The organism is Paenibacillus sp. JT22N1 (assembly GCF_059692155.1).
In genome coordinates this window covers 191,582-216,492 of record NZ_JCAUAW010000003.1, presented here as the reverse complement: position 1 = coordinate 216,492, position 24,911 = coordinate 191,582, and the positions used below count along the sequence as shown (strand labels likewise).

Sequence of the window (24,911 nt, the reverse complement as noted above, 5' to 3'; positions counted from 1 at the left end):
ATGTTATCTATTCTTTGAGAGGAAGGATGTTGATCGTAGTTATGTTACAGACAATGGAAGCAGAAACAATAGATATGTCGGCCGTTCTTATGCAGGCTTATGACATGGGTGATATGATTAATTCCTCTGCTGAAGTGGCAGATTATTTATATTGGAAGATCGCTGTGGAGAACAGCGCGGAAGTTCGGGATCTTAAAGCGGTTTTCGCCAGAAAGAAAGATGCTTTCGAGGAATGTGAACGCTTCGGGCATTACCACCCAAGCTATCACGAAGCCTTAGCCGCGGTGAATGAGATTCAGGAGAAGCTGCATGCTGTTGAAGCGGTGCGTAAGTTTAAAGAAGCTGAAGACCGTTTGGACGATTTGCTGTTTACAGTTTCCACAACGATCGCCCATGCGGTCTCCGATACAATTAAAGTCCCAAGCAATAATCCACTTCCAACTGGCAAAGGCTGCAGTTCCGGTGGAAGCTGCAGCGGGAATTGCGGGTAAGAACTAAAGCTGGAAATCGGGGCGGATGATTCCGACCTCGGTTCCCTGCCAGTTATAAATAGTAGGGGTATGATAGGATGCAAGTTCGGCTACTTCGGATTCCGAAAGCAAGCTTAGCTGCTTCAAAGCTTCGACGACAGCGGGATACAAGGCCCGAACATGACCGTCTTCGATCTTTAAGACGAAGCCTAGTCCCTGCTCAGGAATCGTGATAGCGAAGATGCCTTCTGCTCCCATCTTGCCGATAATACGGCCTTTGGTTACCTCGATTAATCGCGTATCGAAGCGGTCGCTTCCCGCGAGGAATTGAGGATATTTTCGCACCGCATCGACAATTCTTTGGCAAGCGTTTGCACGTACTTGCGGTAATTCTACAGGGCTGCCTAGTCTGGCGAAGGCAAGTGCTAGTTGGTCAATTCTCATGCCGAATACGGGCACCCCGCAACCGTCAATCCCGAGCTGCATTTGCGGCTTTGGTACGCCGGTCATGGCGCATACTGCATCGAGCATAAGCTGTTGGACAGGATGCTGGATGCTCATGTAGGTATCCGGCGATGCACCAAGGTGTGCGCTTAACGCTAGCATGCCCGAATGTTTGCCCGAGCAATTGTTGTGCAAAGTGCTCGGGGATTCTCCTCGCTCGCGCATCGCCTGTGCGGTCGGCGCGTGGTAAGGTTCATGAGCACCGCACTGCAGGTGCTCATGATGGTAACCGAGCTTGCCCAGGATACCCTGGGCAGTGCTCACGTGCTCGGCTTCCCCGTTGTGGGAAGCGCAGCATAAGGCGATTTCGGCATCGGTGAGGCCGAAATGATCAGCCGCGCCGGATTCTATCACCGGCAATGCTTGAATGAGCTTCGCCGTCGAACGGGCGAAGGTGAGCAGCTGCGGGTCGCCCGCTTGATGCAGCAGCGTCCCTTCAGCGTTAACGACCGCGAGGTGGACGCGGTGAATACTTTCTGTTATGCTTCCACGGAATACGCGGACAATGGTGTCAGAAGGCTTCATGTAGTGGGTTCACTCCATACTAGGATTATTGAAAAGAGGTTGCAATCATGATGATCGAGCGTAGCGGATTAATCATTTGGGTAAACGATATCAAAGCCGCGAGAAACTTGGAACGGTTCGGTTCCCTTCATTACATATCTAAGAAAATGAATTATGCCGTTCTTTATATACATGCCAGCAAAGTAGATGAGACAACACGGAACCTTTTGAAGCTCCCATACGTCAAAAAGGTAGAGAAGTCTTACCGTAACGAAATTAAAACCGAATACAGTAGTGATGTGCCGGACAAAACTAGATTTTACACCCTTTGAGGCTGCAGTGCAAAACGAAAGCTTCGTAAGAAGCTTTTTTTATTTTTTGAATTTTTAGAAAATAAGCATTTTTTCATGATTTCACAAATATTTATTAATAATTTTATATATTCTTTCATGGGAAAAAAAGTTATAATCAAGTAAAATATAACTTACAGACAGATAGGGAATAGGTACACGGTCTCATTTTAGTAGGAAAGGGGTTGTGATCATGAAAGACAAGGTGATGGGGAGATGGAGTACTTATGAACCATTCTTCGTACAGCTGGGTGACAAGAAAGTGGCGGATGTCGTGATCACGAATCATGCGAAGCTGAGATGGAGTGATCGTGTTTCTAGCGAAAACAATTCACTCGAGGAAATTTGCGCTTTTCTGTGGGAAAAGCTTAAAAATGATAGCATCGTCCCTTATTATCGCAATGAAGAAGACGTTTATCTCATTGATGATGACCTTGTCGTTGTTGCTGAGTTCTCCCATTTGGAACATGAGACTGATCTCGTGGGCAATCCGCTTCACAAAATGATTATTGTTACTTTCCTTGGGAAAATGTCAGAAACGATGGAGCTTCGTGATTTGAAGTCCTATTATTCTTGGCTTAGACACTCACGTCGCATGACACTGATCAAGAACAGTCGTAAGCGTCGATAACCGAATAGGTTGCTTATTTGGAGTGTGTCGATGACGGCATGCTCTTTTTTGCGTCCTAATGGACTGTGTGCTTGCGATTTCATATAATGGAAACAAAGAGAGGCGGGTTTACATGGCACTTAATTTTCATCAACTACATATTTTCTTTACCGTGGCGGAGAAAGGCAGCTTTTCTCATGCGGCGGGAGCCTTACATATGACACAGCCTGCGGTGACCATGCAGGTACAATCACTGGAAGATTATTTCGGCGTCAAGCTATTTCACCGCAGCACCAAAAAGATCGAGCTGTCCGAAGCGGGACGAGCTCTGCTGCCTTTTGCTAAAAACAGCATTGAGCTAATACGTGAGACGGACGTTGCCATGTCCAAATTTACGAAAATGATTGAAGGACGGCTGCAGTTGGGCGCCAGCTTAACGATGGGGGAATACATTTTACCTCGCCTTCTTGGACCTTTCAGCAAAGACTATCCTAACATCTCCGTATCGATGAAAGTGATGAATACGGCCCAGATTTTGGACGAGGTCCTGAGCCATCAGCTCAATTTCGGACTTGTAGAAGCGCCCATTCATCATCCGGATGTCCATACTGAAGCGATTCTTAGTGATGAGCTTAAGCTTATCGTGCCTGCGGACCATCCGCTAGCCGATATGGAGGTTGTAACACTGGAGGAGCTGTTGAAATATCCGTTTGTTCTTCGGGAGCAAGGATCCGGGACGAGAAGAGTGATGGAAGAGGAGTTTGCGCGCTGCAACATGGATTGCTCTTCCATGAAGATTGTCATGGAGCTTGGCAGCACTGGTGCTATCAAATCTGCTGTTGAAGCGGGTTTGGGTATATCTATTCTTTCCCAGTCGTCCGTCAAGCATGAAGTGACGCTAGGCCTCTTTAAAGTGAAGCAGATCGAGAACATTGCCTTCGAACGCAGCTTCTATGCTATTTACTTGAACTCTACGCTGCTTCCAATATCGGCAGTAAGCTTCATGACCTTCTTGCGACAAGAGGATTTGAGCCGCTTTCTTTAATATTTTACATAAATCTACAGTTCGCTTAATGATGAGTTCATAGTTGTCATTTACGATGAAGGAAGGGAATAGAAAATGTCTGCAAGAATCGAAGCGGATTTACATACACATACGACAGCATCAGATGGGACTGAGCGCCCTGCGGCTAATGTTCAAATGGCTTTCGACGCCGGATTAGGAGCTATAGCGATCACTGACCACGATACAGTCTCAGGTGTCGCAGAGGCGCTCTCAGCGGGTCGTGAGCTTGGTATTGAGGTCGTGCCAGGCGTTGAAATCTCCACGGTTGCTAATGGGCAAGATATTCACGTGCTAGGTTATTATATTGACATTAATAGTGAGCAATTTCTTCAGAGACTGGCGTCTTTGCGAGAAACGAGAGATACCCGCAATAACATGATCATTGAGCGTTTGCAGCAGCTAGGACTAGACATCACAATGGCGGAAGTGCTGCGGGAAGTAGAGAATATTAAGAGTAAGGGTGACACAGTTGGAAGGCCTCACATCGCTGCGGTACTGTTAAACAAAGGCTATGTGAGCTCGATTAGCGAGGCTTTTGACCGATATTTAGGAACTGGTGCTGCCGCTTATGCCAATCCACCAAGGATCGAGCCAGCTACAGCGATTGGGTGGATCCAAGAAGCGGGAGGAAAGGCCGTCCTCGCACACCCGGGTATTTACCATGATGATGCCCTTGTAGAGGCAATTATTCATCAAGGCTTGGACGGTATTGAAGTCTATCACTCAGACCATACGCCGGAAGAAGAGGCGAAATATCTCAGCCTTGCACAGCGCTCCGGGCTTCTTATAACGGCTGGTTCCGATTTCCATGGTGAACGAGGCGGTGTAGTATTCCACGCACCTATCGGTTCGAGGCGAATAGGAATCGATGTTTTACAAAGCCTCAGGCCAGAGAAGGAGCAGCGTACATGAAGAAAATTCGCAAAGCTATTATCCCTGCAGCAGGTTTAGGAACTCGTTTCCTGCCAGCTACAAAGGCGCAGCCCAAAGAGATGCTGCCTATCGTTGATAAACCGGCCATTCAATATATCGTGGAAGAAGCGATTGAATCTGGCATTGAAGATATTATTATTGTCACTGGACGCAATAAGCGCGCAATTGAGGATCATTTTGACAAATCGGTTGAACTTGAGATGATGTTGGAGGAAAAAGGTAGTACACAGCTTCTCGAAATCGTACAATCCGTTTCGAATCTGGCCGATGTTCACTATATTCGGCAAAAGCAGCCTCTCGGACTTGGTCACGCGATTCTGTGCGCCCGCAAATTTATTGGCGATGAGCCATTCGCAGTTCTGCTTGGCGATGATATTCTCCAATCCTCGCCGCCAGGACTTAAGCAAATGATGGACATCTACGAACAATCCGAAACGTCCGTCATTGCTGTGCAAGAAGTGCCATGGGAAGATGTAAGTAAGTATGGTATCGTCTCTCCCTCAAGTAGCTTAGGTAACTACCAGTTGATCGAAGATCTAGTTGAGAAGCCGGACCGTGATCAGGCACCTTCGAATTTAGCCGTTATTGGGCGGTATATCATCATGCCGGAAATTTTCGGCATTTTGGAGAGACAAGAGCCTGGCCGCGGCGGCGAAATTCAATTGACCGATGCTTTGCGTGTACTTAATCGGCATCAGCAAATGGCTGCCTATCTGATGCAAGCTAAGCGCTATGACGTTGGCGATAAGATGGGATACATTGAAGCGACCATCGAGCTTGCCTTGCAGCGTCCGGATTTACAGGACCAAGTAAAAGCCTATCTATTATCTCTGATTCGTCAGTTGGAATTGAAATAGAGAAACGCGATGAAACTTGGGAGGTTGGATGGAATGGTACAGGTGCAGCGAATTGCGGTTATTGGAACGGGATATGTCGGACTGGTATCGGGTACTTGCTTCGCGGAGATGGGGCATCAGGTTATTTGCGCTGACCGTGACGAAGGAAAGATAGCTTGCTTGCAGCAAGGGGATATTCCAATCTATGAACCTGGTCTGAAGGAGTTAGTCTCGTCCAATCTGCTAGCCCACCGCCTATCGTTTACTTCACTAATCAGTGATGCCATATTCTTATCCGATATCATCTTCATTGCTGTTGGAACACCAACAGAGGACAATGGGGATGTGGATATGACCCAAATTAACAGTGTCATTGCAAGTATTGCCACCTATTCCACGACTTCCAAAATCATTGTGATGAAAAGTACAGTACCGGTAGGAACTGGTCGCTGGGTAGAAGAGCAGTTGAAGTCGTTAGCTGCTGCTCATTTAGACATGCATGTCGTTTCTAACCCTGAATTTCTTAGAGAAGGTTCTGCGTTAGAGGATACCTTTCATCCGGATCGTGTCGTCATTGGTGCGGATCACCCGGAAGCAGGGGCTCGAATCGCTGCCCTACACGATCCTTTACAAACTGAGCTGCTTCTGACAGACCGCGAAAGCGCTGAGCTTATCAAATACGCCTCCAACGCATTTCTGGCAGCAAAAATTTCATTTATTAACGAAATGGCTCATGTGTGTGAGAAAGTGGGGGCTAATGTTGGCCTTGTGGCCAAAGGCATGGGGCTGGATCGCCGCATTGGTCCTCATTTTCTGAACGCAGGCATTGGATACGGGGGCTCTTGCTTCCCCAAAGATACGAAAGCGCAGCTTAAGCTTGCTCAGAACGTCGATTATGATTTCAAAATATTACGTTCCGTGATTGAAGTGAATCACCTCCAGCGAGAACGCTTTGTACATAAAATTGAACGTGCAGTCGGCAATTTGAACGGGAAGCGAATAGCTGTCTTGGGTTTGGCTTTTAAGCCGAATACAGATGATTTGCGTGATGCTCCTGCGCTCGATATTATTGCCGCACTTAAAGAACGGGGCGCCATAGTTAATGCCTATGACCCTGTATCTACAGGGCATGCCGCTCGGCTCCTTCCGGAAGTGAACCTGTTCACCGATCCTTATCTTGCCCTCCATGAGACTGACGCCGTGGTTATCACGACGGAGTGGGAAGATATTCGCCGCTTGAACTGGCGTCTGGTTAGAAGCCTTGTGAAGCAACCTCTCATCGTGGATGGACGGAATATGTTTGAGCCGGAAGAGATGAGTAGACTCGGGTTTACCTATGTGTCGATCGGCAGAAAAACAGCCATGTTGGACATGGTTATTTCATAAAAATATGAAACAAAAGAACCTAGCGGGTTAACTCGCTAGGTTCTTTATTCTTAAATGGAAATTTTATTTTATCGTTACGTTCATCTGCTTAATCATGTTCTCATCCGGCGTCACGAATAGCGTCTTCTGATTCACATAGATGACAAATCCGGGTTTGGATCCATTTGGTTTATGGACATGTTTAATGGCTGTATAATCAACAGGGACCTGGCTGGAATGTTTGGCTTGACTAAAATAAGCGGCCAATTGGGCTGCTTCCAGCAGGGTAGTCTCTGAAAAGCTATCGCTGCGAATAACGACATGGGAGCCAGGAATATCCTTCGTATGCAGCCACGTATCCATCGAAGAGGCAAGTCGATTCGTTAAATACTCGTTCTGCGTATTATTTTTACCAACATAGATAGGGACACCATCACTGGAAAGGTAGCAGGCCAAAGCCGGCTTATCTTTCTTTTTCTTTTTACGCTGTTTTTTATTGCGGTCCCGTACATAACCTTGCTCCATAAGCTCATCGCGGATCTCTTCGATATCGGTTAAAGAAGCGACACTAAGCTGCTGCAGTAAGGAGTTTAAGTACGTAATCTCTTGATGAGTTTGTGCAATTTGTTCCTCGACAATCGCCGTGCTGTTTTTCATTTTTGTGTACTTTTTAAAATACCGCTGTGCATTTTCAGAGGGATTCAGTAGCGGTTCCAGCTTTATTTTTATCAAAGCTTGGTCCTCATCATAGTAGTTGATGATCTCGACCTCGCGATCCCCTCTTTTGATCAGGTGAAGGGAGGCTGTCAACAGCTCACCGAGAATCCGATATTTGTCGGCATCTTTGGAGTCATCAACGGTTTCTTGAAGTTTTTCCAACTTTTTAACATTTTTATTCGCTTCATTATGCAAAAAACGGAGCAAATCAGCCACACGTTGTTTGACCGTATCTCTTTCCGCTTTGTCGCCATAAAAGTGCTCTAAACAATCACTTGGTGTCGCATAGGACGTGGAAATGCCGGTAATGTGTGTTAAAGGTGTCATGGCAAAGAATAATTTACCGGTACCTTCTTGCTCTACAATGACGGGTTCGTAGCGATGCTGACGTACAGCCGTCATGACACCATCGAAAGCTGTCCACAAGGCCGCTAGGTCATCTTCTTGTTCGTTGTTCCCACCTTGACGGCTGCGGAATACGATTTCTTTGGCGATCAAAGGACTTAGCCCACTAAATGCAGCGACTAATTTTTGTTCAGGTTTCTCCGTGGACTCATCTTCACCGGAATCTTGATGAATAGCCTGCAAGAACGATGAGGCATCGGCCTCAAGCGGATTTTGTTTATCCTGCTCAGGGGGCGTGACATACTTGCTACCCGGCATAACAATCCGATAAGAACTAATGGCAGGCGTTACGTGATGGATGCCGTCGAGAATCGATTCTGTTGCCGGGTCCAGAAGAATAATATTGCTGTGTCGGCCCATAATTTCCACAATAATCTGTTTGGTGCTCATATCTCCTAATTCATCGCGATGACGAATTTGCAAACGGATGACACGTTCCATACCTATTTGTTCCACGGCTTCAATAACACCGCTCTCACAGTACTTGCGAAGCAGCATACAGAACATAGGAGCATCCATTGGGTTTAAAGAGGACTGCTCGGTGATTTGGACCCTCGGATAGGTAGGATTTGCTGAAAGAAGAAGTTTCACATTTTGCCCTTGTGCTCGGATGTGCATAATAACGTCATTTTCGGTTGGCTGATGAATTTTATTGATTCGGCCTCCTACACACGCTTGCAGTTCGTGAACAATTGCATGAAGGACTAGTCCGTCTAAAGCCATGATACATACAACTCCATTCTAGGGAGCTAATTGCAATGTGCGTTGAAATCGCAATTAGCTCCTCGGTTAAAAACTTTGCTAACCTCTATGATGCCATACTTTTCACAAAAACTTAAGCGTTAGTCGGCAAGAAAGATGATTTCAGGGATATTTTCCTGCTTGTCTGAATACATTTACTTATGAGTTAATGTCGAGATCATGTGGAAGTGGGAGGGAGAAGGGCGGATGAGTCAGAATAAGTGGTACCAGTTGACGTCGGAGGAAGTCCTGCAGTCACAGCAGGTGAACATGCAGCAAGGATTGCCCTGGGAGGAAGCTTGGAAGCGACAGGCGGAAGTTGGTCGAAACGAGCTTTCCGAAGGGAAGCGTGTTTCTCCGATTACACTGCTTTTGAATCAATTCAAAGATTTCATGGTGCTGGTCTTATTGGGGGCGACCTTGATTTCCGGCTTGTTGGGTGAATATTTAGATGCCATTACCATTATCGTTATTATTGTGATGAATGGCATTCTTGGCTTTACACAGGAATTTCGGGCGGAACGTTCATTACGTGCACTTAAAGAATTGTCAGCCCCTAACGCAAATGTGTGGAGAGAAGGCGCAATTCATCAAATACCAGCTCGTGATTTGGTCCCAGGCGATATTATTTTGCTCGAAAGTGGCGACCGGGTGCCGGCAGATGTGCGGTTTCTGGAAACGAATGGCTTATATATCGAGGAGTCAGCCTTAACAGGAGAGTCGGTAGCCGTCGGTAAAATAACATCGGCTATATCTAACGATGAAGTACCTCTTGGGGATCAGCGTAATCTGGGTTTCATGGGTACGATGGTATCGCGTGGAACAGCCAAAGCCATTGTTGTTCGTGTCGGGATGAGCACAGAGATGGGGAAAATCGCTGATCTGATTCAAAATACAGAATCTATGGAAACGCCGCTTCAGCATCGTTTGGAACAGCTTGGGAAGATTCTGATCATTGTCGCTATCGCATTGACTGTCCTCGTTGTTATCGCAGGTATTATGCATGGACAACCACCTTATGCGATGTTCCTGGCCGGTGTCAGCTTAGCCGTCGCCGCTATTCCGGAAGGACTTCCGGCTATAGTAACCATTGCGCTTGCACTCGGTGTACAGCGAATGATTAAGCGTAAAGCCATTGTAAGGAAATTGCCTTCTGTAGAGACGTTAGGTTGCGCCTCGGTCATCTGTTCTGATAAAACAGGAACGCTGACTCAGAATAAAATGACGGTTACCCACTTATGGGTGGGCGGTGACGTGTTGGAAGTGACGGGTGACGGTTATACGCCGGTTGGGGATATCCAATTAAGTGGACAAAACACCGATGTGCTTAGGAACCCATCACTTAGTAAGCTGCTTCATGTGTCCGTACTTTGTAATAATGCAACTTTGTATGAGGAAAAGCAGGAGTTGAAACGGAAGAAGGGCAAGGATGGCAATGACGGCGTTGTCTCTGTTTGGAACATAAAAGGGGATCCAACCGAAGGTGCATTAGTTGTCCTGAGTGCGAAGAGTGGCATTACCCAGGAATCGCTAAGTGAAAAATATAAGCGTATTGCTGAATTTCCTTTTGATTCTGAGCGTAAGCGGATGTCTGTGCTTGTTACTTCTGAGCATGGTCGGATGGCTTGCACGAAGGGAGCTCCTGATGTTCTAATCCAGCATTGCAGCTACATTCTTTGGGATGGAAAGGTGATTCCGTTCACATCTACCCTTAAACAGAAAGTGATTTCTGCGAATGAAGGCATGGCCAAATCCGCTCTGCGGGTATTGGGGATTGCTTACAAAGAACTTAAGAGCAGTGACCGATACGAGGATTATGAAGATGTGGAAAACAGTTTGATCTTTGTTGGATTAACCGGCATGATCGATCCACCGCGCAAAGAAGTGCGTGAAGCTATCTCGAAATGCCGTAAAGCAGGCATCAAAACGGTCATGATTACAGGTGACCATCAGACGACAGCTGAGGCGATTGCTAAGCAGCTCGGCATGATTCAATCGAATGGGGTCAGCATGAGTGGTCAACAGATTGCAGGGCTCTCGGACGATGAACTAGATGCTAAAGTGAATGATACCTACGTGTATGCGAGGGTATCCCCTGAGCATAAACTGCGTATCGTCAAAGCTTTGCAGCGCAAAGGACATGTTGTCGCCATGACGGGGGATGGCGTGAATGATGCGCCAGCGATCAAAGCTGCGGATATCGGCATCGCGATGGGGATTACAGGGACTGATGTATCCAAGGAAGCTTCCTCTCTAATTCTCAGCGATGATAACTTCTCAACGATTGTTGCGGCGATTGAAGAAGGACGCGGTATTTATGAAAATATTCGTAAATTCATTCGGTATCTGCTTGCTTCTAATGTGGGCGAAATTATGACGATGTTCATCGCGATGATGGCTGGTCTGCCTTTGCCGCTTGTTCCGATTCAAATTCTATGGGTGAATCTTGTCACCGACGGCCTTCCTGCTATGGCGCTCGGTGTTGATCAAGCGGAGAAGGATTTGATGCAGCACAAGCCACGCTCGGCGAAAGAAAATATTTTCGCAAGACGATTAGGTTGGAAAATTATTTCTAGAGGTATTCTTATCGGCGTTTGCACTTTAGGTGCTTTCTGGCTCGTATTACGAGTCAACCCTTCTGATGCTGATACCTTACTGAAAGCGCAAAGCGTAGCATTTGCCACTTTGGTCATGGCTCAACTCATTCACGTATTTGATTGCCGCAGTTCACGCTCTATTTTCCACCGTAATCCTTTTCAAAATCGTTACCTTGTTCTCGCAGTGCTTTCCTCGCTAATATTGATGTTGGCCGTTATGTATGTGGAAGCTCTTCAACCTATCTTCAAAACGGTTCCACTTGGTTGGAAGGATTGGATTCTGGTTCTGATCGCCGCTGGCATTCCGACCTTCTTAATGGGGCTGGGCAGTGTGCTGTCGCCAAAACGCAATAAAAATTCACGTTCTGTTTCGTATAATTCTTCCAAACCGAGCTTCAGATAGTGCTTAAAGCTGCCGTGAGGCGGCTTTTTTGCTTGAAACGAGCCTTAGATCTCAATTCCAGAGGCTCATTATGCATGGGGAAGAGATGTAAACAAATGAATAAATACTTTTTCTGCTGCACCCAAATTCCATCGAACATGATTTATTTAACTCTTTTACTAGTGATCTATTAACACTATCCCATTAGCTCATGTCATGGCGAATCAGAGAGATATTCGGTTGGAATGGGAAGGAAGGACTATGCATCTAGACATTTTTACGCTATGATAATGGCTAAACCGCATACTGGGAGTGCTATAAACAATGAATTTCACGAAAATGCATGGTCTAGGCAACGATTTTATCGTAGTAGCTGGTGAGAAAGAACTTCCTGCTGATGCAGATCAGCGTGCAATCCAGCTGTGCAATCGTTTCTTTAGTATTGGAGCTGACGGCATCGTCTATATTCTTCCTTCTGACAATGCTGATTTCAAAATGCGCATTATTAACTCCGACGGATCTGAAGCCGAGCAATGCGGCAATGCCATCCGCTGCGTTTCTAAATATGTATACGATCATAAGCTAATTGATAAAACGGAGATTACCGTTGAAACACTTGGTGCAGGCGTACAAAAGGTGCAATTAAACGTACAAGATGGCAAAGTTCGGACTGTTCGCGTGGATATGGGGCAACCGATCCTGAACGGCCTTCAAGTCCCAACTACGGTAGATGAAGCTAAAGTTATCAATTACCCGATTGAAGTTGACGGGAAAGAATTTCATTTTACTGCTGTTTCGATGGGGAACCCGCACTGTGTCATTTATGTGGAGGATGCTGTGAATTTCGATCTTGCCACATGGGGGCCGAAGCTTGAAGTGCATCCGATGTTCCCGCGTAAAATCAATGTCGAATTCGCAACGGTGAAAAATCGTGCTTACACGGATATGCGCGTTTGGGAAAGAGGAGCAGGTCCTACACTTGCTTGCGGAACTGGCGCTTGTGCAACGCTTGTATCCTCTGTGTTAAACGGTTTAACGGACCGTGAAGCGACTGTTTCGCTCAAAGGCGGAGAGTTGTTTATTGAATGGAATGAAGCGGACAACCATGTTTATATGACCGGACCTGCGGAAGAAGTGTTTACGGGCACGGTTTAAGTTAATTACATTTTTAGTAGGTGGGGAATTTATCATGAAATTGGATCTTCGTACGGCGCTGCAGCGGGATATTTTGGTCGGTGACGGCGCTATGGGGACTTATTTATATCAGATGGGATTTCCTGTCGGCATTTCTTATGAAGAATTGAATTTGCTTAGGCCGGAAACGGTTGCTGACGTGCACCGCCGTTATTTCGAGGCAGGTGCGCGTCTTATTGAAACGAATACATTCTCGGCAAATCGCGAAAAATTATCCAAGTACGGACTAGAAGGCGATGTTGAAGCGATTAACCGCGCAGGTGTTGAGCTAGCCAGAAAAGCGGTTGGTGACGAAGCATATGTTGTTGGGGCTATTGGATCTATTCGTGCGGGCAAGCGCAAAAACGTTCGTACAACGGATGTTGAGGAATCATTGCGTGAGCAGATTAGCATCTTACTGGATTCGCCAGTGGATGGGCTATTGCTTGAGACCTTCTATGATTTGGAAGAGCTGCAGCTCGCGCTGCGTATCATTCGCAGCATGAGTGAGCTGCCTGTCATTTGTCAGTTCGCTAACGAAGGCACCGGCAGCACACAGGACGGCGTTCCGCTACAGGAAGCGTTCCAACGGTTACGCGACGGCGGGGCTGACGTCATCGGCTTCAACTGCCGCGTCGGCCCGAATGGGATTCTCCGTTCGATGGAGAAGCTAACTCCAATCGCCGGCATCCCATTCTCCGCGTTCCCGAACGCGGGGCTGCCCGACTACGTCGACGGGCACTATACCTATGCGGCGACGCCTCAGTACTTCGCCGAGAGCGCGCTGCGTTTCGCTGACCTCGGCGCTCGCATCATCGGCGGCTGCTGCGGCACCACGCCGGAGCATATTGCCGCCGTCGCTCAGGCGCTGCAAGGCTACGTCCCGGCAGCGCCTGGTACGTTGGCCTCCGCGCGAACTGTGCGCGTGAGCGAACCCGCCCCGGCGAAGCCTGCGCCACCGGCAGGCAAACCTTCGCTGCTCGAAATCGTGAAGCAGCGCAAAACTGTCATCGTCGAGCTGGATCCCCCTCGGGATCTCGACATCGAGAAATTTATGCAGGGGTCGAAGGCCCTGCAGGATGCGCATGTCGACGCCATTACGATGGCCGACAATTCACTGGCCGTGACGCGCATGAGCAATCTGGCCCTCGGGTACCTCGTGCAGGAACGCTTAAGCGCGCGTCCGCTGATCCACATCGCGTGCCGCGACCGCAACATGATTGGGACGCAGTCCCATCTGATGGGTCTTCACGCGCTGGGCATTGACCACGTGCTGGCCGTGACCGGCGATCCCGCCAAATTCGGCGATCTCCCTGGGTCTAGCTCTGTTTACGATCTGACCTCATTCGAGATTATTCGGATGATTAAGCAGCTTAACGAGGGCATTGCTTTCTCGGGTAAGCCGCTTAAGCAGAAGGCCAACTTCGTTGTAGGGGCTGCTTTTAATCCGAATGTGAAGCATCTGGATAAAGCAGTTCAGCGCTTGGAACGCAAAATTGAAGCAGGCGCCGATTACATCATGACGCAGCCCGTCTACGACGCCAAGCTGATTGAACAAATTTATGAAGCTACGAAGCATTTAAATATACCGATTTTCATAGGTATTGCTCCGCTAGCTAGCGGAGGGAACGCTGAATATCTGCACAATGAAGTTCCAGGTATTCGGTTATCCGATGAAGTGAGAGAACGCATGAATGGACTCAAGGGTCCAGAAGGGCGGGCAATGGGCGTTGAGATTGCCAAAGAGCTGCTGGATGCAGCAATGCCTTTCTTTAATGGCATCTATCTGATGACCCCTTTTCTGGCCTATGAGATGTGCGTAGACCTGACGAAGTATGTATGGGAAAAGTCGAATCGGCATGATTTCCACTTGTACCCACTTTCAAAATGAATTAAAATAGGTTAATGGATGTGATAAGGATGATTTGCAGTATGACCGGATTCGGACAAGCGAATCGTTCTTTTGCGGGATACAACGTGTTTATCGATGTGAAATCGGTCAATCATAGGTATAGTGAAGTGTCGATCCGATTGCCGAAGGAATGGGCGGCTTTTGAAGACGCTTTGAAGAAAACGGTGCTGCAAGCGGTGAAGAGAGGACGGGTAGACGTCTTCGTCACGGCGGAACGTGAAACGGCTTCCCCGAAGAGTGTAACGGTTAACTTTGCTTTGGCAGATGCATATTTGCAGGCTGCGGAGCAGTTGAAGGAGCGCTATGGGTATGCTGAGCAGGTCGAGCTCAAAGATTTATTGAAACTTCCGGATCTCATTCAGATGAAGGAGTCGCGTAAGGAACCTGATGAAGAGATTGAACAGGAACTATGCGCCTGCTTGCAGGAGGCCGTTGCCAGATTATCCGACATGCGGCTGCGGGAAGGAGCGTTTCTGGAGCAAGATATTCGTGAGCGCTTGGCGGAACTGAAGCGAATCCATGTCGAATTGGTAGCCTTAGCACCTCAGGTGGTTCAAGACTATGCGGCTAAGATGACGAACAGAATTCAGTCACTTCTTCAGGATCAGACGCCTGTGGATGAGCAGCGCTTAGCGACAGAAATTGCGATATTCGCAGATCGTTCGAATGTGGATGAGGAATTAACTCGACTGAAGAGTCATTTTGAGCAATGTGATCAATTGCTTACAGAGAAAGAGCCTGTTGGACGAAAGTTGGATTTCTTGATTCAAGAAATGAATCGAGAAGTGAACACGATCGGATCCAAGTCCAATCACTCGGAGCCTACGGCTAGAGTGATTACGATGAAAGCAGAGCTTGAGAAGATGCGCGAACAAATACAGAATATCGAGTGAAGCGGCATGGAGCTTCGCGAGGAGGAAGTCGTAATGGCTATCAAATTAATTAATATCGGGTTCGGCAACATCGTATCGGCGAACCGCATTATCTCGATCGTAAGTCCGGAATCGGCTCCGATCAAGAGGATCATTCAAGAAGCGCGTGATCGTCACATGCTGATTGACGCTACATATGGTAGAAGAACCCGTGCCGTTATTATCACTGACAGCGACCATGTGATTTTGTCGGCAGTACAACCAGAGACGGTAGCGCATAGACTATCCAACAAGGACGATGATCATGACGAGTAATACGAATACCCTTGAGCGTGAGAGAGGCATTCTGATTGTTTTATCCGGTCCTTCCGGTGTCGGTAAGGGTACCGTTTGCGCCGCGCTGCGCAAGTGTTCACCGGATATCGTCTACTCGGTATCGGCCACAACCCGTTCTCCTCGACAAGGGGAAGTAGATGGTGTAAACTATTTTTTCAAAACGCGGGAGCAATTTCAACAGATGATCGAAACGGATGAAGTGTTGGAATGGGCCGAATATGTAGATAACTTCTACGGCACTCCGAGACGTTTTGTTGAGGAAACGCTGCGCTCCGGTCAAGATGTCATCTTGGAAATCGAAGTGCAGGGTGCTCTGCAAGTTAAACAAAAGTTTTCCGAAGGTGTTTTCATTTTCTTGCTGCCGCCTTCTCTAGATGAGCTTGAGAATCGCATTGTAACGCGTGGTACGGAAACGGATGAAGTCATTCGCAGCCGCATGTCGGTAGCTATGGACGAAATTCGCTTGATGGAGCACTATGACTATGCGATTGTGAATGACCATGTAGAAACGGCTTGTTCCAAAATACAAGCGATTCTCTTAGCAGAACATTGCAAAAAAGATCGGATGTATCCAAAAATCGTACAATGGATGGATGAGGTGAATTGAATGCTATACCCTTCAATTGATAAACTGCTTGATATCGTGGATAGCAAGTATTCACTAGTTGTAGCTGCTTCCAAAAGAGCAAGATCCTTGCGTGATGGCGCTAAATCAAATTTGAAAGGCCAAAAGGCCCACAAACATGTTGGTGTTGCGTTAGAAGAACTATACGGCAACTACATCGGTTATGAGAAAATTGAGACTACAGAGACCGAGAAATATCAGAAGAAATAAATTGGTTTACCCAACAACCCTAGTGGTTGTTATTTTTTTCTCAAATTGTGCGTAGAAAGGGGTTACTCATGAGTGTACTGCATGGCAAAACGATTGTGCTCGGCGTATGCGGAGGCATTGCCGCTTATAAAGCTGCTGCGTTAACGAGTAAATTGACACAAGCTGGTGCTATTGTGCGTGTTATTATGACCAAATCAGCTGTTGAATTCGTAGCGCCGTTAACGTTTCAAACGCTGTCTCGTCATCATGTTTTCGTGGATACCTTTGATGAGAAAGACCCTTCGGTTGTATCCCATATCAACTTGGCGGATAGCGCTGACCTCGTGCTTGTTGCGCCTGCAACGGCGAATATGATTGGCAAGCTAGCGCTTGGTCTTGGCGATGATATGCTCAGTACGACACTGCTTGCAACCATGGCACCGATATGGGTAGCGCCTGCAATGAACGTGCATATGTATGCGAATCCAGCTGTACAGCATAATATGCAGACACTGTTGAGCCGTGGAGTACGGTTTATTGAACCGGGAGAAGGGCAATTGGCTTGCGGTTACGTGGGAAAAGGACGGCTTGCTGAACCTGAGGAGATTCTTGCTGCGATTGAGCAGCATTTTAAGGGGGAGCCTAGGCGTTTAGAAGGACAACGTGTCCTTGTGACTGCCGGAGGCACTGTTGAACGCATTGATCCGGTACGGTACATTACGAATGACTCTTCCGGCAAAATGGGCTACGCTATCGCCGAAGAAGCGGTGCGTATGGGAGCCAAGGTAACGTTGATATCAGGGCCATCCGCTTTATCCGCGCCTGAGGGCGTTCAGCTAATCAATGTTCAATCTGCTTTGGATATGAGAGAGGCCGTGCTAGCTCGTCTAGACGAAAGTAACCTCATTGTTAAGGCTGCTGCTGTTGCCGATTACCGCCCATCGGTTATTTCAGAGCAAAAGATCAAAAAGAAGTCGGATTCGCTAACTTTAAAGCTGGTTAAAAATCCGGATATTTTACAGGAAATCGGTTCGCTCAAAAAGCATCAGTTCATCATCGGGTTTGCTGCGGAGACGGAACGTTTGGACGAACATGCGATGGACAAGCTGAACCGTAAAAACTGTGATCTCATCGTTGGTAATGATGTGTCACAGGAGGGTGCGGGCTTTAGCGGAGATACGAATGTGGTTCGGTTCTATGATCGTAATGGGCTCGTAGAGGCCCTGTCTATACAGAGTAAGAAAGATGTGGCACGTAGACTGCTCGAGCTTGCGGCGGATCGTATGCATACCGCAGCGGGGGAATCCTGATGTACGCCAAAGTCATTGTCGATGTCCCAGCGAAACAAACGAACCGGGCATTCGACTATGAAGTACCCGCATCCCTGAGCAAATGGGTTGAAGTGGGTAGTCGCGTTGGCGTGCCTTTCGGCCCTCGGGTGCTGCAAGGCTTTGTCGTTGAACTGCATGAGGAAACGCAGGTGGATGTAAATCGCATTAAGCCGATTCAGAACGTCCTGGATTTGGTTCCTCCGCTCACGGAGGAACTTGTGAGTCTGGGGAGGTGGGTCAGCCGCATGTACTTGTGCCATGAAGTTACGGCACTCCAGGCGATGCTGCCTGCTGCGCTTAAAGCGAAATATGAACGAGCGATTGGAGTCGGGGAGGAGTCTGGCGAGCAATCGCTGCTGGACATGTCGGATCTCCAAGAGATTGTTAGTTTCGTAAAGTCCAAAGGCTCAGTCTCGATGGATGCTTTGATGGAGCGTTTTGCAAGTGACGGCGCTCTCATTAAACAACTGCTGAGCGCAGGTATCCTAACGGAAGTACAAGTGGTCAAAGACCGAATGAACACCAAGAAGGCGTTGACTGTTTTCCCTCCAGCTGGAGGCAGCGGATTGGAAGAGGCTTTGGCTGAGCTTCCTGCCAGAGCTAACAAACAGCAGGATGTGCTGCGTTATTTGATGGAGCATCCACACGCGATTCGGCTTACAGAGCTGATGGAAACGGTGGAGGTCGGCGCTAGCACGGTCAAAAGCTTGGCGGATCGCGGGTGGATTGAGCTGCGTGAGGTCGAAGTGATGCGCGACCCCTATGCGGGTCGTGCTTTCACGCGGACGAAGCCGCTTCCCTTAACGGAAGAACAGAGCAGTGTCTTCGCGGAAATTCGGGATGCTGTAGCGGAGGAACGCAATGAGGTATTTCTGCTTCATGGGGTTACGGGTAGCGGTAAAACCGAAGTGTATTTACAATCCATTCAGCAGTGCTTGGATATGGATAAAGAAGCGATTGTTCTCGTTCCTGAAATTTCACTGACGCCGCAGATGGTAGAACGATTTAAAGGGCGGTTTGGCGATTTGGTCGCCGTCCTACACAGTCGGTTATCGAATGGCGAACGGTACGACGAATGGCGTAAAATTATGCGCAAGCAAGTGAAGGTTGTAATCGGTGCTCGTTCGGCGATTTTTGCTCCTTTTACGAGAATTGGCCTTATTATCATTGATGAAGAACACGAATCTTCCTATAAGCAAGAGGAGAGTCCCAAATATCACACCCGTGATGTCGCGGTTCAAAGAGCGAAGCAGCAAAACGCCGTCGTTGTGCTCGGTTCCGCAACTCCCTCTCTTGAAAGTATCGAGAAGACAAGGCGACGCCGTGACAGGGATAAACCTCCCTTTCGGTTGTTGACAATGCGGGAACGCGTAGCCAGCCGACCGATGCCCCCAGTAGCTATTGTCGATATGCGTGAGGAGCTGAAAAATGGAAATCGTTCTATGTTCAGCCGCTCCTTGTATAAAGCGATCGAAGATCGGTTACAAAAGAAAGAACAGATTGTTTTACTGCTGAATCGGCGCGGGTATGCGACGTTCGTTATGTGCCGTACTTGCGGTTTCGTCTCGCAATGTCCGCATTGTGATATTTCACTTACCTATCATCAAAGCTCGCGTATGCTGCGCTGTCATTATTGCGGCTATGCGGAGCGAGAGGTTACGCAGTGTCCTAGCTGCCAGTCGGAGCATATTCGTCATTTTGGTACAGGAACACAGCGTGTTGAAGAGGAGCTTAGTAAGATTTTCCCCGGGATTCGGGTCATCCGCATGGATGTCGATACCACGACGGAAAAAGGTTCGCATGAAAAATGGCTGACGATGTTTCGCGAGAAGCAGGCGGACGTGCTGCTTGGCACGCAGATGGTAGCCAAAGGGCTGGATTTTCCCGATGTGACCTTAGTGGGGGTTATTGCAGCGGATACGGTGCTTAATTTGCCGGATTTCCGTTCAGCGGAGCGGACTTTTCAGTTGCTAACACAGGTTGCAGGCCGGGCAGGTCGTCATGAAAAGCAAGGGGAAGTGTTTGTGCAGACGTACACACCTGAACATTATAGTGTGCAGTATGCAAGCAGGCACGATTATATCGCTTTTGCGAACCATGAGCTTGATATACGTGCAAATTTAGGCTATCCGCCGTATCAACGTTTGATTCTGGTCACCTTTTCGCATGAGCAGGTTCCGCTCCTGGTACGTTCTGCGGAGGCTTTTGTAACGAGATTGAAAGAGATTGCTTTTACGTATCGGGCCCAGCAGGTTGATTTGTTTACGAACACGTTGTCCACGGATCAATCGTTTCAAATGGACGTGTTAGGACCTGTTGCATCGCCGATTTCACGAATCAAAGATAGATATCGATTCCAATGCGTGGTAAAATATCGGGGGGAAGATCAGGCTGCAGAAATCGTTGCTAAAGCAGTAGCTTGGTTTGAAGAGCGCTCAGCGAAAGAAAAGCTGCTGATTAGCGTGGATGTTGACCCGCAATATTTGATGTAATGAACCCCAAATAGAGAAGACTTCAAAGGTAGGTGCACATTATGGCTATTCGTATTATTGTTAAAGATCCAGATCCAGTGCTGCGTGAGAAAGCCGTCACGGTTACGAAATTTAATTCCAATCTGCATAAATTACTCAATGATATGGCAGACACGATGTATGAAGCTGAGGGCGTGGGTCTAGCTGCCCCGCAAATCGGTATTCTTAAACGCGTTATCGTCATGGATTGCGGAGAAGAACACGGTGGATTGATTGAAATGGTAAATCCTGAGGTTGTTACTTCCAGCGGTGAACAATTGGGGCCGGAAGGCTGCTTAAGTATTCCCGGACTTCGCGGCGATGTGCTTCGACCGCTTCATGTTACGGCCAAAGGTCAAGATCGTGATGGAAATCCGATTGAAGTGACGGGTACGGATTTGCTGGCTCGCTGCATTTTCCATGAAATTGATCACTTGAACGGTGTTCTGTTTACCGATCTTGCAACCAAAACGTATACGGCTGAAGAAGAGGAAGATTCAGAGTGAACATTATTTTCATGGGCACGCCGGATTTTGCAGTACCTTCCTTGCGTCTGCTCTTGGAGGAAGGCTATAACGTGACGACGGTTGTCACACAGCCGGATCGGCCGAAAGGACGCAAGCGCGTCCTGACGCCGCCTCCGGTTAAGGTGGAAGCAGAAAAGCATGGGATTCCGGTCCTTCAGCCGGAGAAATTGCGTCAAGCGGACTCGGTTGAGCTTTTGAGACAATTAAAACCGGATTTGATTGTGACAGCCGCTTATGGACAGATTTTGCCCAAAGCGGTTTTGGACCTGCCGCAGTACGGGTGTATTAACATCCATGCTTCGCTGCTGCCCAAATATCGAGGCGGAGCGCCGATTCATCACGCTGTGATTCGGGGTGAAGCCGTAACTGGCGTTACGATTATGTACATGGCCGTAGGTCTTGATACCGGCGATATGATTTCAAAGGTGGAGCTTCCGATTGAAGATACGGATACGACGGGGTCTTTATTTGAAAAGCTAAGCATAGCCGGTGCTGATCTACTTAAGCGTACATTGCCTGATTTAGTGGCAGGACGTATCCAGGCTGCCCCACAAAATGAGGCAGATGCCATTTATTCTCCGAATATCCGCAGGGAGGATGAGTTGATCGATTGGTCGCGTTCTGCCGCCCAGCTTTGGAATCAAGTACGTGGCTTAAACCCGTTCCCCGGCGCTTACACGCTCTGGAATGGGGAAGTTATGAAAATATGGGCTAGCGCGAATCCGAAAAGTTCTTCGGAGCCAAGAAGCCGAAGCTTCACCGAAATCAGCGGAGACGCACCTGTTCCTGGAACGGTACTTGGCAGTAGTGAGCAGGGCATTGAAGTGATGACGGGTGAAGGTACATTGTGGCTAACTGAGATCCAACCTTCAGGCAAAAAGGCGATGCCCGTGTCAGAGTTCGTACGAGGTGTGCAAATCCCAGCTGGTACGGTATTCGGATACAGTAACTAAAGCAACCAAGGATAAACAACTCGTCGTCCCTTTGGGACGAACGCGTTTGTCAAGGTTGATGCGAAGCTAAAGTATACACCGTATACTTTCTATTCAACTTAAAAATGAGGTATTCGATTTGTCAACGCAAAAACCAAATCGTCCGCAAAACGGACTAATAAAATCGCAGGGGGCCGGCAAGTCCTCTGCTCCAAAATCATCCTCAGGCGCTGCGAAGAGCAGCGCTGTTAAGCATTCTGCCCGTGATGCGGCGCTGGATGTGTTGATTCGGGTTGAAGAAAATCAATCATACAGCAATTTGCTGCTGAACCAGGTATTGCAAAAGCATGCTCTTGAACGGGCGGATGCGGGACTGGCTACAGAGCTTGTTTATGGGACCATCGGACGGAAAAATACGATCGATTTCTTTTTGGAGCGTTTCGTCAGTAAGGGGCTCGCGAAGCTCGAGCCCTGGGTGAGATGCTTGCTGCGGCTGAGCTTCTATCAGCTGCATTATTTGGACCGCATCCCCGACCATGCGGTCGTGAGCGAAGCGGTCAATATCGCGAAGCGCCGAGGTCATCAAGGCATCTCGGGCATGGTCAACGGCGTGCTGCGCGCGGTTATCCGCAGCAAAGCCGAGCTCACGCTGCCGGCTGCGCTCGGCGACGTGAAACGCATCGCGCTGAGCCATTCCCATCCGGAATGGCTCGTGCGCCGGTGGATCCGTCAGCTGGGTGCCGAGCTGACGGAACAGATCTGTGCGGCGAACAATGAGCCGCCGCACGTAAGCATTCGCGCGAACGCGAGGCGCCGCAGTCGCTTGGAGCTGCTAGAGCAGCTCCAAGGCAGCGGCCTTAGCGCGGAAGCGTCAGAGCTGGCCCCGGCCGGCATCCTTGTGCAGGGGGCCGGGAACATGGCGTTAGTCCCCGGCTTCCAGCATGGGGACTTCTCGATTCAAGACGAGAGCTCGATGCTCGTCGCCGAAGCTCTGGATCCGCGTCCAGGCATGACGGTGCTGGACTGCTGCGCCGCCCCTGGCGGCAAGACCGCCCACATCGCCGAGAAGATGGACGATGTGGGCAAGATCTGGGCTTGTGATCTGCACGAGCACAAGCAGAAACTGATCGCAGATCAAGCGGAGCGTCTGGGACTGTCGTCGATCCAGACGCTGGTGATGGATGCTGCGAAGCTTGACGAACATTTTGCGGCGGAGTCATTTGACCGCATCCTGCTCGATGCGCCCTGCTCGGGCCTAGGAGTCATTCGCCGCAAGCCCGACCTTAAGTGGGCGAAGCAGGAGGCAGAGATTGACGCGATTAGCGAGCTGCAGCATGCTATTCTGAGCAAAGTGCATAGGCTGCTCAAGCCGGGCGGCGTGCTTGTCTACAGCACGTGCACGATTGAGCATGCGGAGAACGCGGGCATGGTTGAGCGCTTCCTCGCCGAGCATAGCGAGTTTGAGCTAGCGCCGCTGTCGGCGGATGTTTTCACAAGCATTGACCCTGCGGCTGCCGCAGTTGGTATGGTGCAAATCCTGCCGCAGCAGTTCCATTCGGACGGTTTCTTTATCGCACGGCTACGCAAACGTGTATAACTTGTCGGCCGGAGGCTGAGCAACGGTTCTCTTGGTTTAACTGTTTTTACTTGGGTACAAACTGCATTTTGTACAGCAAAAATGACCCAATCGAGGAAATGAAGCTGATTTCATCTAAATCAACTGCATTTTTTACAGTAATTGCCTCAAAAGAGGCTTTGGCATTCGATTTAGCTGCACTTTTTGCAGGTAATGCTCGGGTGGTCTGGGTTGGTGTTGACGGTTACTCGGCCAGGCAAGAGCCTATCGTCAGTAGCAACTAACCACGGGGACGTGTGTTCGTTCCCGCTTTGTGATAAAATAACATACGATTAGCAAAAAATCAGGACAAATAACAACAGGTTGTGATAAATGTGGGAAATAAGCCTTATGAGAAAGATAAACCGTTTGTATATGATTTGAATTGGGATGAATGGCAAAGCTGGGTGAAAGAGAACGGCGAGTCTTCTTTTCGTGCCGGGCAAATTTTCGATTGGCTTTATATTAAGCGGGTATTCAGCTTCGATGAGATGTCGAACTTGCCGAAGTCGCTGCGTGACAAACTGAAGGATCAGTTTGAGTTCGTTACGCTTTCCGAAATTGCCAAGTATCAGTCGCAGGACGGTACGGTCAAGTTTTTATTTGAATTGGAAGACAAGAATGCCATTGAAACAGTTGTCATGAAGCACAACTACGGCAACAGTATTTGCGTAACAACGCAGGTAGGGTGCCGGGTAGGTTGTACATTTTGTGCATCTACGTTGGGCGGCTTGAAGCGGGATTTGAGACCGGGTGAGATTGTGGCCCAAGTTGTTAAAGCTCAGAAATTGCTGGATGAGACAGAGGAGCGAATCTCTTCCATCGTGATTATGGGTATTGGCGAGCCTTTTGAAAATTATGAAGCGACCATGAATTTCCTTCGTGTCATGATTCACCCCAAAGGTCTGAACATCGGACAGCGCCATATCACGGTTTCGACGAGTGGTATTGTGCCGAACATTTATAAGTTCGCCGATGAGAATTTGCAAGTCAATCTGGCGATATCTATTCATGCGCCGAATGATACGCTCAGATCCAAGCTGATGCCTGTCAATCGTAGATTCCCATTCGTAGATTTAATTGAAGCTTGTAAATATTACATTGCCAAAACCGGCAGACGAATTACGTTTGAATATGCCCTTATGGGGGAAGTGAATGACCAGCCTGAACATGCAGAGGAACTAGCGCAAGTGCTGAAGGATATGCCGCTTAGTCACGTGAACCTGATTCCTGTGAATTTCGTGGCCGAACGGGATTTCAAACGTACGCCTAGGGATGATATTTTCACCTTCCAACGTATTCTTGAGAAGGGCAAAATTAATGCCACCATACGTCGTGAACAAGGTAGTGACATTGCTGCTGCCTGCGGACAACTGCGCGCGAAGCATATGGAGAACAAGTAATGAGGT

Annotated in this window: 23 protein-coding genes; 21 read left to right on the top strand and 2 right to left on the bottom strand. The window is 48.4% G+C overall.

Features of this window, described 5'->3' with window-relative positions:
* Positions 1–53 precede the first annotated feature (53 nt).
* Complete coding sequence (locus AC58UU_RS07345) at positions 54–491, top strand: YlbF/YmcA family competence regulator (protein WP_497314310.1); 438 nt, start codon at positions 54–56, stop codon at positions 489–491.
* A gap of 3 nt (positions 492–494) precedes the next feature.
* On the opposite strand, the gene AC58UU_RS07340 is transcribed toward AC58UU_RS07345, so the two are convergent.
* Entirely contained in the window at positions 495–1,499 is a 1,005-nt protein-coding gene (locus AC58UU_RS07340) for an asparaginase (RefSeq protein WP_497314308.1), read from the bottom strand.
* Between the two features lie 47 nt (positions 1,500–1,546).
* Here AC58UU_RS07340 and AC58UU_RS07335 point away from each other — a divergent pair, with 47 nt between their 5' ends.
* From AC58UU_RS07335 to AC58UU_RS07310, 6 genes are all read left to right on the top strand, one after another.
* Positions 1,547–1,810: a YlbG family protein gene (locus tag AC58UU_RS07335; protein WP_029195610.1), complete on the top strand. Its 264-nt coding sequence runs from the start codon at positions 1,547–1,549 to the stop codon at positions 1,808–1,810.
* 211 nt (positions 1,811–2,021) lie between these two features.
* Positions 2,022–2,459 carry a hypothetical protein gene (locus AC58UU_RS07330; protein WP_029195611.1) on the top strand — a complete coding sequence of 146 codons (438 nt, stop codon included), beginning with the start codon at positions 2,022–2,024 and terminating at the stop codon, positions 2,457–2,459.
* 112 nt (positions 2,460–2,571) lie between these two features.
* Complete coding sequence (locus AC58UU_RS07325) at positions 2,572–3,483, top strand: selenium metabolism-associated LysR family transcriptional regulator (protein WP_171648691.1); 912 nt, start codon at positions 2,572–2,574, stop codon at positions 3,481–3,483.
* Positions 3,484–3,558: 75 nt separating this feature from the next.
* Positions 3,559–4,416, top strand: a complete 858-nt coding sequence (locus AC58UU_RS07320; protein ID WP_497314305.1) for a PHP domain-containing protein — start codon at positions 3,559–3,561, stop codon at positions 4,414–4,416.
* The gene (galU, locus tag AC58UU_RS07315) at positions 4,413–5,294 is read left to right on the top strand and encodes a UTP--glucose-1-phosphate uridylyltransferase GalU (protein ID WP_497314303.1); all 882 of its coding nucleotides are present in this window, start codon (positions 4,413–4,415) and stop codon (positions 5,292–5,294) included. The genes AC58UU_RS07320 and galU overlap by 4 nt, the downstream gene beginning before the upstream one ends.
* Before the next feature lie 42 nt (positions 5,295–5,336).
* The gene (locus tag AC58UU_RS07310; protein WP_497314894.1) at positions 5,337–6,659 is read left to right on the top strand and encodes a UDP-glucose dehydrogenase family protein; all 1,323 of its coding nucleotides are present in this window, start codon (positions 5,337–5,339) and stop codon (positions 6,657–6,659) included.
* A 63-nt stretch (positions 6,660–6,722) separates the two neighbouring features.
* Here AC58UU_RS07310 and AC58UU_RS07305 read toward each other — a convergent pair whose 3' ends face one another.
* Positions 6,723–8,483 (bottom strand): Rqc2 family fibronectin-binding protein, encoded by a 1,761-nt coding sequence (locus AC58UU_RS07305; protein WP_497314301.1) that lies wholly within the window; start codon positions 8,481–8,483, stop codon positions 6,723–6,725.
* 225 nt (positions 8,484–8,708) lie between these two features.
* Here AC58UU_RS07305 and AC58UU_RS07300 point away from each other — a divergent pair, with 225 nt between their 5' ends.
* The 14 genes from AC58UU_RS07300 to rlmN all read left to right on the top strand — a co-directional run bounded on the left by AC58UU_RS07300 (position 8,709) and on the right by rlmN (position 24,905).
* Complete coding sequence (locus AC58UU_RS07300; RefSeq protein WP_497314299.1) at positions 8,709–11,501, top strand: calcium-translocating P-type ATPase, SERCA-type; 2,793 nt, start codon at positions 8,709–8,711, stop codon at positions 11,499–11,501.
* A 303-nt stretch (positions 11,502–11,804) separates the two neighbouring features.
* Positions 11,805–12,635: a diaminopimelate epimerase gene (gene dapF, locus AC58UU_RS07295; RefSeq protein ID WP_497314297.1), complete on the top strand. Its 831-nt coding sequence runs from the start codon at positions 11,805–11,807 to the stop codon at positions 12,633–12,635.
* A 34-nt stretch (positions 12,636–12,669) separates the two neighbouring features.
* A complete protein-coding gene (locus AC58UU_RS07290; protein WP_497314295.1) occupies positions 12,670–14,544 on the top strand; it encodes a bifunctional homocysteine S-methyltransferase/methylenetetrahydrofolate reductase in 1,875 nt (624 codons plus the stop codon).
* Between the two features lie 41 nt (positions 14,545–14,585).
* The gene (locus AC58UU_RS07285) at positions 14,586–15,458 is read left to right on the top strand and encodes a YicC/YloC family endoribonuclease (protein ID WP_497314293.1); all 873 of its coding nucleotides are present in this window, start codon (positions 14,586–14,588) and stop codon (positions 15,456–15,458) included.
* Between the two features lie 33 nt (positions 15,459–15,491).
* Positions 15,492–15,752, top strand: a complete 261-nt coding sequence (remA, locus tag AC58UU_RS07280) for an extracellular matrix/biofilm regulator RemA (protein WP_009672664.1) — start codon at positions 15,492–15,494, stop codon at positions 15,750–15,752.
* Entirely contained in the window at positions 15,742–16,380 is a 639-nt protein-coding gene (gmk, locus tag AC58UU_RS07275; RefSeq protein ID WP_171648713.1) for a guanylate kinase, read from the top strand. Before remA ends, gmk begins: the two co-directional genes overlap by 11 nt.
* Positions 16,381–16,608 (top strand): DNA-directed RNA polymerase subunit omega, encoded by a 228-nt coding sequence (gene rpoZ / locus AC58UU_RS07270; RefSeq protein WP_171648715.1) that lies wholly within the window; start codon positions 16,381–16,383, stop codon positions 16,606–16,608. It begins immediately after the preceding gene.
* A 68-nt stretch (positions 16,609–16,676) separates the two neighbouring features.
* Complete coding sequence (gene coaBC, locus AC58UU_RS07265) at positions 16,677–17,897, top strand: bifunctional phosphopantothenoylcysteine decarboxylase/phosphopantothenate--cysteine ligase CoaBC (RefSeq protein ID WP_497314291.1); 1,221 nt, start codon at positions 16,677–16,679, stop codon at positions 17,895–17,897.
* Positions 17,897–20,410 (top strand): primosomal protein N', encoded by a 2,514-nt coding sequence (gene priA / locus AC58UU_RS07260; RefSeq protein WP_497314289.1) that lies wholly within the window; start codon positions 17,897–17,899, stop codon positions 20,408–20,410. The genes coaBC and priA overlap by 1 nt, the downstream gene beginning before the upstream one ends.
* Before the next feature lie 41 nt (positions 20,411–20,451).
* Positions 20,452–20,934 carry a peptide deformylase gene (gene def / locus AC58UU_RS07255; RefSeq protein WP_057303549.1) on the top strand — a complete coding sequence of 161 codons (483 nt, stop codon included), beginning with the start codon at positions 20,452–20,454 and terminating at the stop codon, positions 20,932–20,934.
* Entirely contained in the window at positions 20,931–21,908 is a 978-nt protein-coding gene (gene fmt / locus AC58UU_RS07250; protein ID WP_497314287.1) for a methionyl-tRNA formyltransferase, read from the top strand. The genes def and fmt overlap by 4 nt, the downstream gene beginning before the upstream one ends.
* A 118-nt stretch (positions 21,909–22,026) precedes the next feature.
* Entirely contained in the window at positions 22,027–23,484 is a 1,458-nt protein-coding gene (gene rsmB / locus AC58UU_RS07245) for a 16S rRNA (cytosine(967)-C(5))-methyltransferase RsmB (RefSeq protein ID WP_497314285.1), read from the top strand.
* A 50-nt stretch (positions 23,485–23,534) separates the two neighbouring features.
* Positions 23,535–23,747: a hypothetical protein gene (locus tag AC58UU_RS07240; RefSeq protein ID WP_497314283.1), complete on the top strand. Its 213-nt coding sequence runs from the start codon at positions 23,535–23,537 to the stop codon at positions 23,745–23,747.
* Between the two features lie 90 nt (positions 23,748–23,837).
* The gene (gene rlmN, locus AC58UU_RS07235) at positions 23,838–24,905 is read left to right on the top strand and encodes a dual-specificity RNA methyltransferase RlmN (RefSeq protein WP_029197747.1); all 1,068 of its coding nucleotides are present in this window, start codon (positions 23,838–23,840) and stop codon (positions 24,903–24,905) included.
* The last annotated feature ends 6 nt before the right edge of the window (positions 24,906–24,911 follow it).